Below are 12,471 nucleotides of genomic sequence, written 5' to 3' on the forward strand. Positions count from 1 at the left end.
CGTTCACCGTTCGTTATTCGCATCGTTCAACCTATGTCCAACTCCGTCTCCCGCCGTACCGCTCTGCAAACCGGGGCGGCCGCCGTCGCTCTGTCCGGCACGCCGTTCCTGCGGGCGTCCGACAAAAGCGGCTCGAAACCGGTCACGGTCGGCTCGGGCGATTACGTCTACGAGTGGCACAGCAACTGGGGCGAGCTGCCGGACGGCTTCGAGTGGGGCAACACGCACGGCGTGTGTCAGGCCGCGGACGGCACGATCTTCATGTGTCACCAGGCCGAGAACGAACCGAAGCGGGACGTGGTGCTGGCGTTCGACGCCGAGGGCCAATTCGTCCGCAGCTGGGGCGACGAGTTCCACAAGGGCGGCCACGGGCTCGACCTGCGTGAGGAGGGCGGCGAGGAGTTCCTGTACCTCACGGCGCTTCAGTCGAACGACGGCCCCTGCACGGTGAAATTCACGCTGGCCGGCGAAGAGGTCCAGCGCTGGACCAAGCCGGAGGGCTACGGCGACAAGCGGTACAACGCCACGAACGTTGCCTTCCTGCCGGACGGCGGGTTCTTCATCGGCGACGGCTACGGCTCCAGCCACCTGATTCGCTACGACGCCAAGGGCGAACTGGTCAGCGTGCTGGCTTCCAAGGGCAGCGAACCCGGCCAGCTGAACTGCCCGCACGGCTTGCTGTGGGACGATCGCCCCGGTCGCGAGCCGGCGCTGGCGGTCGCGGATCGCTCCAACCACCGCATCAGCTACTTCGACATCGACGGCAAGTTCCTGCGGGTCGAAGCCGCCTGGACCGTGCCCGCCCCCTGCGACTTCGCGGACGTCAACGCCTCTGGCGTGCGGGTCGTGCCGGACCTGAACTCCCGGGTCACGCTGTTGGATGCGGAGAACAAGGTGCTCACCCACCTCGGCGACGATGCGGAGTGGATCAAGTCGGCGATGGCGGACGGCCGCAAGATGCGTCGCACCCCGGAGAACTGGGTCGACGGCAAATTCGTCGCCCCGCACGACGCCGCCTTCGTGAACGACGGCGACATTATCGTCGCGGAGTGGGTGCCCAGCGGTCGGGTGACCTATCTGAAGAAGGTGTGACCCGCTCCCCTGGGGTTCGTGAAACCGGGGTTCGAGAAGTCGGGGTTCTGCGAGACGCCGACCCCGCCGGCGGGGAGGCGCTGTCCGCCGTCGCCCGACGGTTGGCGCTCGTCCATGCCCACACCGCGGACGGGTTGCTCGTCGCGGAGCCGGGGCGGGGGCTGTTGCTCACCGAGAGTCTGCCCGGCGTCGCCGGGCCGATCCGGTGTGGACGGACGGCGCTGATCCCCGGCGGCCCGCTCGCCGCCCCGGAGCACGCGGCGGCGCTCGTTCGATACGTCGAAGCGTGGGCGACGCCGTTGGGGCTGTCGCCGTTGTGGTTGAACGTGACCGCGGCGGAATTGCCGGCGTTGGCGTCCGTCGGCTATCGACCGACGCGGATCGGGGCGGACTGCGTCGTGCGTCACCCGGGACGGTGGGAGGGCGGTCGATTCCGTGCGGTTCGAGCCGCCTGCGGCCGCGCGACGCGAGCCGGCGTCTCCGTCAGCGAGTTGAGCGACGATGAGTCCGCTTGGGGCGACCTCCCCGCGATCGTCGCCGCTCACCTCGCGGCGAAGCCTCAGCTTCGACCGGCGACCGCCTTCATCGCCCCGCCCCCGGCCGGACCGTCGGACGGACGGCGGGTCTGGATCGCCCGTAAGGACGGCAGAACGGTCGGGTTCGCCTCGGTTCACCCGCTGGGGGTTCGAGAGACCGACGGCACGCGACGATGGACGCTCGGCGGGTTTCACACGCACCCCGAGGCGCCGTCCGGGACCGCCGCGGCGCTGGTTCGCGGCCTGCTGGATGCACTCGCGGCGGAAGGGGTCTCCACGGTCTCGCTCGGCCCGGCGCCGGCGGCCTTGATCGGGCCGGCGCCGGCCGGGGAGAACCCGCACGTTTGTCGCGGCGTGGCCGCGTGGATGCGAGCCGGTAACGGGCTGTTCGACGCCCGCGGACTCTGGCACTTCAAATCACGATTCCGGCCGACATTGGAACCGCTGTTCGCCTGCGGGGCGCCACGGGTCTCGGTGCGGCAGGCGGCGGACTTCGTCCGGGCGAGCGGCGTGCTGCGGGTCGATCCGCGGCCGGCGCTGCGGGGGACGTTCGCCGATCTGAGGCGACCGGCGGCGTTCGGTCGGATTCCCTGACCGCGCAGCAAAACGCCCCGGACCATCGGATGGTCCGGGGCGTGATGGATGACTCAAAGCCCAAACGATTACGGGCCGAGCACCGGCATCGGGTCGGGGATCTCGGAGATCAACCCGGCTTCATACAAGCGGCGGGCGCTTTCCGGGAGGTGCTGGTTGAGGTAGTCGAGCATCGCGGCGTCGTCCGGCTCCCAGCCGTAGCGGCCGAGGTCGGCGTAGACCTCGGCGCAGTCGTCGCGGCGAACCAGCAGGCGATAGGCGGCGATGATGCTGCCGGTCCGTTGCGAGCCGGCGGCGCAGTGCACCAGCACCTTCCGACCGGCCCGGCGGGCCCGGACCAGCGAGGCGAGGGCGTTGTAGTAAACCTCATAGTCGCCGGTCCCGTCGCCCCGCAGGGGGAACCGTTCGAACTTCACGCCCGGCATCGCTTCGACGGCGGCGACCTCCGCGACGTGTCCGGGGTCTTCCCGGTCGTTGCCCATCAGGCAGACGACGGTGTCGATCTCGTGCTCGCGGATGGTCGGCGTGAACATCGCTTCGGAGATCTGTCCGCTGCGGTACAGACCGTCCGGTTCGACGACGCCGAATCGTTTGGCAATGAAGTCGTACTTCACCGCATCCCAGATGCCCACGGCGGCGACGCCGCAGGCGGCCAGGATCCCGGCGATCCACCAACCGCGACGCGTCAGAAACGCGTCGTCGCCTGTGGATCGGCGCTGGTCGGATCGGGCGGGCAAAACGTCTTCGGAGGGACCGCCATAGGCGGACGGGGGGGTGGCGACGGCGACGGACATGGCGGGGTTCTTCGGGGAGAGCGCCCGCGTCATCGCACAATGTCGGGCGGCGTGGGAACCCGATTTCTCAGTTGTGCGACGGTCTATCTTACGCAACGGGAGGGGGGCTTTGCCCGGACGACCACTCGACTGTCCCAGATCGAATTTCCCGAACGGTTTGCCCGTCGAATACCCGCAGCGCACCGTCCGGCGCGACGCCGCAGGCCGTGCCCGTCACGGGGCTGCCGCCGAGGATCGAAACGCTTCGACCGGCGAGTACGTCCCGGCTCGCCCAACGGGTGGGATCGAGCCGGCCGCCGTCGGCGAGCGCCTCGATCTCCGTTTCCAGCCGCACCAGCAGATCGATCAGCACGGTCACGGGATCGTGCGCGGCGCTGTCTCGCCGCAGGCTCGCGGCGGGGCGGGGCAGGTCGGACGGGAAGGCGGCCGGGTCGCTGTTCAGATTCAGGCCGATGCCCACCGCGATCTCACCCGTCGGGGCGGCTTCGCACAGCACGCCGGCGAGCTTGCCCCACGGGGCGTCGGGCGCTGCTCGCAGCAGCACGTCGTTCGGCCACTTCACGCCGACCTCCGCGTCGGTCAACGCAGCCGCGACCTCCGCGACGACCAACCCCGTCAACGGGGCGAGCAGCGTCGCGTTCACCTCTTCTCCCACTGACTCACTCGCCGACCGCGGCGTCGGTCGGTCGAGCAACAGCGTGAACGTCAGCCCGCCGGGCGGCGCGGCCCAGCGGTTGGAGCCACGACCGCGACCCGCGGTCTGCCGTTCCGCGAGGATCACCGCCGGCCGGTCGATCGCGGCGCCCTCCGGCCCGCCAACCAGTTCCAGCGCCCGATCATTCGTGCTGCCGAGTTCGCCGTGCACCTCGACGGCGCGGACGAACGTTTCACTGCGAAGGCGGGCGGCGGCGTCGGGAGATAAGGGCATGGAGCCGCGACCGTCAGGGAGCGTCACGCGCGATCCGCGACCGTAGAGAGACGCTCCCTGACGGTCGCGGCTCGTTGTCGTTTCAACTCTCCAGCGTCACCAGCAGATCGCCCGCGGCGACCTGCGAGCCGGCGGAGACGTTCACCGCTTTCACCACGCCGGCGGCCTCCGCGGCGAGGTTCGTCTGCATCTTCATCGCCTCGATGGTCAACAGCTTCTGACCCGGCTTCACCCGGTCGCCGGCCTGCACGGCGACGGTCACGACCATGCCGGGCATCGGGCTGCCGATCTGGTTGGCGTCGGCCGGGTCGGCCTTCACGGCGGCGGCGGCGTCCGGTTCGAGGCTGCGGTCCTGCACGGTCACGTCCCGCGGCTGGCCGTTCAACTCGAAGAACACCGTGCGGGTGCCGTCCGGGTGGGGCGAGCCGACGGCGAGGAACTTCACGATCAGCCGTTTGCCCGGCTCGATGTCGACCGCGACCTCTTCCCCCGGTTCGAGACCGTAGAAGAAGACCGGCGTGGGCAGGCCGCTGGTGTCGGCGAACTCGCGGCGATGGGCGGCGAAGTCCTTGAAGACCGCCGGGTAGAGCAGCTTCGAGAGCACGTCGCGATCGGTGGCCTCGCCGGGGGTCATCTTCTCGACCTCGGCCTTCGCGGCGGCGAAGTCGGCCGGTTCGAGGCTGGCGCCGGGACGATCGGTGAACGGCTCCTGATCGCGGAGCACCTTCTTCATCACGGCTTCGGGGAAGCCGCCGGGGGGCTGACCCATCGCGCCGCCAATCAGGTCGACGACCGATTGCGGGAAGCTCAGTTCGCGCTCGGAGGTGAGAACTTCGTCCGCCTCCATGTCGTTGGCGACGAGGAACAGCGCCATGTCGCCGACCGCCTTGCTGGTGGGCGTGACTTTCACGATGTCGCCGAACAACCGGTTCACCTCGGCATAGATGCGGCAGACGTCCTGCCAGCGGTCGGCGAGGCCCAGCGCCCGGGCCTGCTGGAACAGGTTCGTGTACTGCCCGCCGGGCATCTCGTGGTCGTACAGGTCGCCGGTGGCCGGCAGCACGTCCGCCTCGAACGGCTTGTAGAATTCGCGGACGGCCCGCCAGTAGGTGGCCGCTTCGGAGAGGGCTTCGGTGGGAAGCTGCGTGTCCCGCGGGCTGAACCGCAGCGCCTCGGCGAGCGTGTTGAGGTTCACCTGGGCCGTTCCGCCGGAGAGCGGCGCCATCGCGGCGTCGGCGACGTCGAGGCCCACGTCGGCGGCGTTGAGGATGCTCGCCGCCTGGATGCCGGCGGTGTCGTGCGTGTGGAAGTGGATCGGCAGATCCGTTTCGTCCCGCAGCGCCTTGACGAGCAGGCGGGCCGCCTCCGGCTTGCAGAGGCCGGCCATGTCCTTGATGGCGAGGATATTGGCGCCCAACGACTCCAGTTCCTTCGCCAGCCCGACGTAGTACTTCAGGTCATACTTCGTCCGCTTCGGGTCGAGCAGGTCGCCGGTGTAGCAGAGGCAGGCTTCGCAGAGGGCGCCGGTCTCCCGGACGGCCTCCATCGCCACCTGCATGTTCTTCGTCCAGTTCAGCGCGTCGAACACGCGGAACAGGTCGAGGCCGGCGTCAGCCGTCTCCTTGACGAACTCTTTGACCACGTTGTCCGGGTAGTTGGTGTACCCGACCGCGTTGCTGGCTCGCAGCAACATCTGGAACAGCAGGTTCGGGGCCGCTTCCCGCAGGTCCGACAGCCGCTGCCAGGGCGATTCCTTCAGGTATCGCATCGACACGTCGAAGGTCGCTCCGCCCCACATTTCGAGGCTGAACAGCCCGTCCAGCCGGTGCGCGTAGGCGCCGGCGACGTTCAGCATGTCTTTCGTGCGAACGCGGGTCGCCAGCAGGGACTGGTGGGCGTCGCGGAAGGTGGTGTCCGTGATGAGCAGGCGTTCCTGATCCCGGATCCAGCCGCTGAACTTCTCCGCGCCGAGTTCCTTGAACACGTCCCGGCTGCCCTTGGGCATCTCCGCTTTCGGGTCGTAATGCGGCACCGGGGCCGACTCGCGGCGGACCGCGGCGGGGCGGTCCTTCACCAATTCGTTGCCGTTGACGATCGTCTCGCCGAGGTACTTCAGCAGCTTCGTGGCCCGGTTCTTCCGCTCCGGGAACTTGAACAGGTCCGGGGTGTTGTCGATGAAGCGGGTGGTCGCTTCGCCGGCGGCGAAGGTGGGGTGCGCCAGCACCTTCAGCAGGAAGGGGATGTTCGTTTTGACGCCGCGGATGCGGAACTCCATCAGCGTGCGATGCAGCTTGGAGATCGCGTCGTCGAACCGCCGTCCATGCACGGTGACCTTCACCAGCAGGGAGTCGTAGAACGGGTTCACGACCGCTCCGCTGAACCCGTTGCCGGCGTCCAACCGCACGCCGGGGCCGCCGGAGCTGCGATAATGGGAGATGCGGCCGTAGTCCGGGACGAAGCCGTTGCTGGCGTCTTCGGTTGTCACGCGGGCCTGCACGGCGAAGCCGTCGACGCGCACGTCGTTCTGCGACGCCAGGCCGATCGCATCATCGCCCAGCTTCGCCCCGCCGGCGACGAGGATCTGCGATTTGACGATGTCGATGCCCGTCACCTCTTCGGTGACGGTGTGTTCGACCTGAATACGGGGGTTCACTTCAATGAAGAAGAACTCCTCGCGGTCGGCGTCGTAGAGGAACTCCACGGTGCCGGCGCTGCGGTAGCTGACCTCGGCGCCGATCTTCACCGCGGCTTCGCACAGGCCGTCGCGGACGCTCGCCGGCAGGTTCGGGGCCGGGGCGATCTCGACCACCTTCTGATGGCGGCGCTGGACCGAGCAATCGCGTTCGCGCAGATGCACGAGGTTGCCGTGCCCGTCGCCGAGCAATTGCACCTCGATGTGCCGGGCGCGCTCGATGAAGCGTTCGAGGAAGATTTCGCCGCTGCCGAAGGCGGTTTGGCTCTCCCGCTGGGCGCCCTCGAAGTTGTCGGCCAGCTCCTCCGCCTTGCGAACGATCCGCATGCCGCGACCGCCGCCGCCGTGGGCGGCCTTCAACATCACCGGATAGCCCATGTCGTCCGCCAATTTCTTGGCTTCGGCGACGTCGGTGACGCTGTCGGTGCCCTCCAACACCGGCACGCCGACCGCCTTGGCGGAGGCGCGGGCGCTGGTTTTGTCGCCCAGTCCTTTCAGCACGTCGACCGTCGGGCCGATGAACCGCACGCCGGCGGCTTCGAGTTGTTCGGCGAACTCCGCGTTCTCGCTCAGGAACCCGTACCCCGGGTGCACGGCGTCGACGCCTTCGCGGACGCACAACGCGACGAGGTTCGGCACGTCGAGGTACGCCGCCAGCGGTTCGCCCGGCTGGCCGACCTGATACGCCTCATCCGCTTTGAAGCGGTGCAGGGCGAAGCGGTCCTCGTGGGTGTAGACGGCGACCGTCCGCAAACCCAGTTCGGTGGCGCTACGGAAGATGCGAATCGCGATTTCGCCCCGATTCGCGACCAAGAGCTTTTTGATCGGCCCGGCGGAAGGAGAGTTATCGGCCATCTGTGACGAAGCTGTGGGGCTGCGGGTCGCGGGGGACCGGGAGGATACCCGCGACCGGCGTTCTCTTCTCCCCGACGCCGCGATCTTCGGGGCCGGCGCGTCACTTCTCCGGCAAGGCCTTCGGAAACTTCCGTTTGATCGCCCCCTCCAACGCCTTCCTCACGCCCCCGCCCAACAGCCCGCTGAGCGCCGGCACGTCGCCCTCGGCATGCACGTGCTCCGCGTCGACCCGCATCGAAACCCACACGCCGGGGCCGGTCATCTTCACTTTGCGGCGGTCCTCGTCCCACTCCACGCTGCGGACGAACTGCCCCGCCTTGGACGTAATCTCCGCGACGGTCTGGGAGAGCTGCTCCTCGGCCTCGGCGAGGGTCGCCCCGTGCTTCATGGAAACGTTGACGAGCGGCATCGCGGTCAATCCGGGGCGGACGCGGTTCCTCAAAAACCCGCGCAACCGCAAGCGGGGGAGCGATTCTACCGCCCTCGCATCAGCCAGAGAACGAGCGAGCCGCCGATCAGCAGGGTCGCCGCCTCGCCCCAGGCCCACCACGCGGGCATGTCGCTCATCAGATCGACGATCAGAAAGCAGACCCCCGCGGCCAGCATCAGCCCGCCGTACAGCTTCAGCCAGCCGGCGAACTTCGGCACGTCGGTCGTCGCGAACAGCAGCAGGCAGCCGTGGAAGGCGTACAGCAGGCTGGCGCTGCGGGCGAGGTACTCCGCGATCGGGGCCTCGGGAAACGGCTCGGTCAGGAGCGTGCGGTGCCCCCACTCCAACAGCGACCGCGGGCCGAACGCGAACAGCAGCGCCGTGAGGTTCAAGCCCCCCGCCGCCCGCAACAGCAGGGCGACGGTGCGGTCGGAGAACGCCGGGCCGCGGTTCGCCGGATCGCGATTTGCCGACCGGGCCAACGCTACTCCTCGTAGTGCCAGGTTAGGCCGCCGTCGACGAAGTAGCTGCTGCCGGTGACGTACCGCGCTTCTTCGCTGGCGAGGAAGGTCACGACGCCGGTCACGTCGTCGGTCTCCCCGACGCGACCCAGCGGGGTTTGCGCGATGAGATCCTTCACCCGCTCCGGGTTCCCCAACATCGGGGCGTTGATCGGCGTCTTGATCGCCCCGGGGCACACGTTGTTGACGGCGATCTGCTTGTGCCCGAGTTCCACCGCGAGGTTCCGGCAGAGCAGTTTCAGGCCGCCCTTGCTGGCGCAGTACGCGGCGTGCAGGGGGAACGGGATCTCCTCGTGCACGCTGGACATGAAGATGATCCGGCCGCCCACGCCTTCCTCATCGAATCGCTTCGACATGTGCTTCGCCGCGGACTGGGCAGCGAAGAACGCGCCTTTGAGATTGATGTCCATGATCCAGTCCCAGTGCTGCTCGTCGATCTCCAGCACCGGCGTTTCCTTCTCGACGCCGGCGTTCGCCACGAGGACGTCGATGCGGCCGAAGGTCTCGACGGTCTGATCGATCAGACCGCGAACGGCCTCCACGTTCGCCATATCCGCCTGGATGACGAGTCCGCGGCGCCCGGCGGCTTCGACCGCCTTCAGGCACTCGGCGGCCTCGTCGGCGCTTTTGCGGTAGTTGATGACGACGTCCGCCCCTTCCCGCGCGAATCGTTCCGCGACGGCGCGGCCGATGCCGGTACTGCTGCCGGTCACCACGGCGACCTGATCTTTCAAACGCATCGGGGACGACTCCGTGGGCTTTGCTCTGTTCGTGCGGGGTAGGGGGGGAGTCTACGCGGGCCGCCGCCGGGGTGCATCCAACGCAAAACGCCGCACGTCGGACGGGCAAAAAAGAACCCCGCCCGCGGCTGGAAGCCGCGGGCGGGGCGCTGGTCTCAGGTGCGATCGACCGAGCCGGCCGGCCGGCTCACCACTTCCAAGTGACGCCGACGTCCCAGTTGGTGAAGTACAGCTGACTGCGATCTTCCGGGTCGCTGTTCACATACGGGTTGCCGGAGTTGGCTTCCCGCCAGATGACGGAGTCCAGCGGTCGGCTGATTTCCCAGAAGCTGGTGACGCTGAAGCCGCCGGTGAGGCGGGCGTCCTTCAGGTATCTCATCCGGTTGAGGACCGGGATGTAGGGGAACAGATTCGCTTCGCCGCGGATGTTCGCGTCGAGGAACGGGCTGAACCGGGCGTGCGACTGATCGTCGTTGAACGGCATCAGATCGCCGGTCGTGTGCTGGTTCAGGTTAAAGCCCTGACCTTCGACGCTGATCTTCTCGCCCAGCCCCGCGACGCCGGCCTTCACATGACCCCGCACACTGAGGAACTTGCCCTCGATGTCGGCGTGGAGACCGGCCTGCGGACCGAACAGATAGGTGCTGACCTCGTTGTCCAAGTCGCTCTTGTAGGGAAAGATCCCCACGTTGTTGCCAAGTTGGCCGTTCACCGGATTGATGACGACGCTGGATGCCGGATCTCCGAAGGCGCCGTTCGTGCTGCTGGGCGTCGTGTAGTTGCCCAGCGAGTCCTGCACGTAGATGGCGCCGCTGTCCAGGCCTTGGAACTTGTAGCTTTCCTTGACGTAGTTGAAGCGTAGACCGGCAGAGGGGCGAACACGCAGTCTCCCGCGACGAATCATCGGGGTGAAGATGTAGGAGAACTCCGTCCCGGCCTGTTGGCTGGAGAACTCGTTCTCGTACAGCAGGTCGTAGGTGAACGCTGCGAGGGTGCGGTCCAACTCATTGGTCAGCGAGACGCCGCCGTAGTTCAACGGGCGATCGATCGCGTTGCCGAACAGGTCCGGGTTCGCGTCCACCACGATCACGCCCAGGGGCGACGGGCGGAAGTTGAGGTCCTGACGATTGAACGTGCTTCCGAAACCGGAAAGCGGGCCGTTCACCGCATCAAATTGGTTCTGGTAGTACCGGACGGCTTCCTCGGAGTTGCCCCGGGAATACTGATCGGCCTGCTCGGACAGGTAGTCGCCGGACCACTGGAATCCGCTGCCGTCCGCGTCGTCCCAGCCGAATTGCAGGCGGAAACCAGGGTGGTCCGCGTCTTCGGTCCGGGTGCCAATGAGCGGATCGTAGTTCGGCAGCAGAGCCTGATTGTGTTCGGAAGAGAACACGTCGCCGGTGATCGGCTCGTAGCCGATCTGATCGAGCGTGACGCCGCCCACGGAGTCGCCCGCGGTCCCGGGGATTACGGCGGCGGTGACTGCGTTGACCGCCACCGCCGCGTCGTAGAACGGCACCAGCCGCGTTCGGTTCGCCTGGAACCCGATCGTCGCCGGATCAGGATCGAAGTCCTCGCGGACGATCGCCAGTCCGGCGTACTCAAGGACCAGCGCGTTGGCCGTCGGGACGAGAGCGGCTTTGACCCACGGCAGCGTGACCAGCGGGCCGTCCAGGGTGTTGATGCCCAGGGTCGGGTTGTTGAAGCCGAACCCCTGGGTCGGGGCGTACAGCTCGTCCAACACCTCGTCCAGCGAACGACGCGACCCGATCGAGACGCGATTCGCGGCCTTGAACTTACCGCTGATGAAGTTGGCGCTGGCGCGGTAGCGGCGGGGCGAGTTGTTCGCCGTCCGCATCCACAGGCCGCCTTCGTTGGCGAACTGGTCGAACTTGTGGTCGTACGGGCTGATCCGCGGGTACGGACGCAGCGAGTCCGGCATCAGGCTCGGACCGCCGGGGCCGCCCGGTCCGACCGGGACGCGACCCGGGCCTCCGGTGCCCGCGGCGTTCGCCGGCGGAAGCATGCCCGGCGGCAGCGCGTCCATCATGTCCCCCGGCCCGGCGAAGGGCATCGCCCCCTGCGGGACGGAGTACCGTTGACCCGGGATCGGCTCGACGCCGGGGGTCACGGTGGGGAAGTCTTGACCGACGGCCGCGCCGGACGGGGCGGCGGCGACGGCGACGCCCGCGGCGGCCGACAGCAACGTGCCCCGGAGTCTGTTCCGCATTGATTCGTCCCTGACTCGATTCCCGGCGGTCCCCGCGGCTTTCCGCCGAAGGTCCACGTCGGTCGGTGTCGCACGACGCGACTCCGAAACAACCGACGCGGTCCCCACACGGAGCGGGGGGGTGTGACGGTCGTATCGGCCGCTTTGGTCGGCGTTCTGTAACGGTTGTGATGTTTTCCGCGGGAACGCGGGTTGCCCGCTCCTGTCGGTCCTGCCCCGCATGCGGATTCCGCGGTTCGCCCCCGCGCGCGAAGAGACCGCGAATCCGTCCGGGCAGGCTCGTTGAGGGGCCGTCGTCCCCCCGCTACGGTTCCTTTCGCGTTCCTTCCACCGCTCCGCGCAGCCCTCGATGTCTCTCCCGCGGCTCCTGTTGACTCTCGGGGACGTGGCCGGCGTGGGCCCGGAAGTCGTCGCGGCCGCGGTGGCCGATCCGAGGACGGCGGCCTGCTGTCGACCCGCCGTGATCGGCGACGCCGCGATCCTCGCTCGCGCCGCCGGCGTGTCGGGGGCGGAAAGAATCTCGGTGGAAGAGGTGCCAAGCAGGGCGAGCCTGTTCGACGGCCCGCAGCACGCCATCCGCTGTTTCGATCCGACGGGCGGCGTCGCTCGCGACGTGCCGCCCGGTCTCGTCAGCGCCGACGCTGGGCGAGCCGCCCATGATTGGCTGACGACCGCCGCGGATCTGTGTCTCGCCGGCGACGCCGACGGGATCGTCACGGCGCCGCTCAACAAAGCCGCCCTCGCGGCCGCCGGCGTGAAGCATCCCGGCCACACGGAGATCCTCGCGGAGCGGTGCGGCCCCCGTCCCGGCGAACCCGTCGAGGTGCGGATGACGCTGCATCTCCCCCCCGGCCCCGCGAACTCCGCCGACTTCCCCCTCGGCCCGGACGGATTGACCGTCGCTCACGTCACGCTGCACACGTCGATCGCCTCCGTCCCCGGTCTGCTGACGTCCGACGGCGTGATCGGGACCGCCCGACTGCTCGATCGCTTCCTCACCCGGATCGACGCCCGCCGACGCCGGATCGGCGTGTGCGCCCTCAATCCGCACGGCGGGGA

10 protein-coding genes are annotated in these 12,471 nt (G+C 68.4%); 3 read left to right on the forward strand and 7 right to left on the reverse strand.

Going from position 1 to position 12,471, the window contains the following annotated elements:
- Window positions 1-33 precede the first annotated feature (33 nt).
- Entirely contained in the window at window positions 34-1,092 is a 1,059-nt protein-coding gene (locus LzC2_RS09550) for an NHL repeat-containing protein (protein WP_171186236.1), read from the forward strand.
- Window positions 1,089-2,222, forward strand: a complete 1,134-nt coding sequence (locus LzC2_RS09555; RefSeq protein WP_171186238.1) for a phosphatidylglycerol lysyltransferase domain-containing protein — start codon at window positions 1,089-1,091, stop codon at window positions 2,220-2,222. Before LzC2_RS09550 ends, LzC2_RS09555 begins: the two co-directional genes overlap by 4 nt.
- A gap of 68 nt (window positions 2,223-2,290) precedes the next feature.
- On the opposite strand, the gene LzC2_RS09560 is transcribed toward LzC2_RS09555, so the two are convergent.
- From LzC2_RS09560 to LzC2_RS09590, 7 genes are all read right to left on the reverse strand, one after another.
- Window positions 2,291-3,016 (reverse strand): protein-tyrosine phosphatase family protein, encoded by a 726-nt coding sequence (locus LzC2_RS09560; protein WP_171186240.1) that lies wholly within the window; start codon window positions 3,014-3,016, stop codon window positions 2,291-2,293.
- Between the two features lie 88 nt (window positions 3,017-3,104).
- A complete protein-coding gene (locus LzC2_RS09565; RefSeq protein ID WP_171186242.1) occupies window positions 3,105-3,944 on the reverse strand; it encodes a biotin--[acetyl-CoA-carboxylase] ligase in 840 nt (279 codons plus the stop codon).
- Window positions 3,945-4,026: 82 nt separating this feature from the next.
- Window positions 4,027-7,491, reverse strand: a complete 3,465-nt coding sequence (locus LzC2_RS09570) for a pyruvate carboxylase (RefSeq protein ID WP_171186244.1) — start codon at window positions 7,489-7,491, stop codon at window positions 4,027-4,029.
- A 100-nt stretch (window positions 7,492-7,591) separates the two neighbouring features.
- Window positions 7,592-7,900, reverse strand: a complete 309-nt coding sequence (locus tag LzC2_RS09575; RefSeq protein WP_171186246.1) for a polyhydroxyalkanoic acid system family protein — start codon at window positions 7,898-7,900, stop codon at window positions 7,592-7,594.
- A gap of 65 nt (window positions 7,901-7,965) precedes the next feature.
- Entirely contained in the window at window positions 7,966-8,403 is a 438-nt protein-coding gene (locus tag LzC2_RS09580; protein ID WP_171186248.1) for a hypothetical protein, read from the reverse strand.
- Window positions 8,404-8,405: 2 nt separating this feature from the next.
- Window positions 8,406-9,182 (reverse strand): SDR family NAD(P)-dependent oxidoreductase, encoded by a 777-nt coding sequence (locus LzC2_RS09585; protein WP_171186250.1) that lies wholly within the window; start codon window positions 9,180-9,182, stop codon window positions 8,406-8,408.
- 187 nt (window positions 9,183-9,369) lie between these two features.
- Window positions 9,370-11,412: a hypothetical protein gene (locus tag LzC2_RS09590; RefSeq protein ID WP_171186252.1), complete on the reverse strand. Its 2,043-nt coding sequence runs from the start codon at window positions 11,410-11,412 to the stop codon at window positions 9,370-9,372.
- A gap of 349 nt (window positions 11,413-11,761) precedes the next feature.
- Between LzC2_RS09590 and LzC2_RS09595 the strand changes: the two genes are divergently transcribed.
- Window positions 11,762-12,471, forward strand: a 710-nt coding sequence (locus LzC2_RS09595; protein WP_171186254.1) for a 4-hydroxythreonine-4-phosphate dehydrogenase PdxA, incomplete at its 3' end; no start/stop codon positions are given.

Origin of the sequence: Alienimonas chondri (assembly GCF_013036045.1) — a bacterium.
GTDB lineage: Bacteria > Planctomycetota > Planctomycetia > Planctomycetales > Planctomycetaceae > Alienimonas > Alienimonas chondri.

Coding starts and splice junctions, on each gene's coding strand:
- LzC2_RS09585 (WP_171186250.1), bottom strand. CDS start 9,182: ATGCGTTTGAAAGATCAGGTCGCCGTGGTGACCGGCAGCAGTACCGGC.
- LzC2_RS09560 (WP_171186240.1), bottom strand. CDS start 3,016: ATGTCCGTCGCCGTCGCCACCCCCCCGTCCGCCTATGGCGGTCCCTCC.
- LzC2_RS09570 (WP_171186244.1), bottom strand. CDS start 7,491: ATGGCCGATAACTCTCCTTCCGCCGGGCCGATCAAAAAGCTCTTGGTC.
- LzC2_RS09590 (WP_171186252.1), bottom strand. CDS start 11,412: ATGCGGAACAGACTCCGGGGCACGTTGCTGTCGGCCGCCGCGGGCGTC.
- LzC2_RS09575 (WP_171186246.1), bottom strand. CDS start 7,900: ATGCCGCTCGTCAACGTTTCCATGAAGCACGGGGCGACCCTCGCCGAG.
- LzC2_RS09550 (WP_171186236.1), top strand. CDS start 34: ATGTCCAACTCCGTCTCCCGCCGTACCGCTCTGCAAACCGGGGCGGCC.
- LzC2_RS09565 (WP_171186242.1), bottom strand. CDS start 3,944: ATGCCCTTATCTCCCGACGCCGCCGCCCGCCTTCGCAGTGAAACGTTC.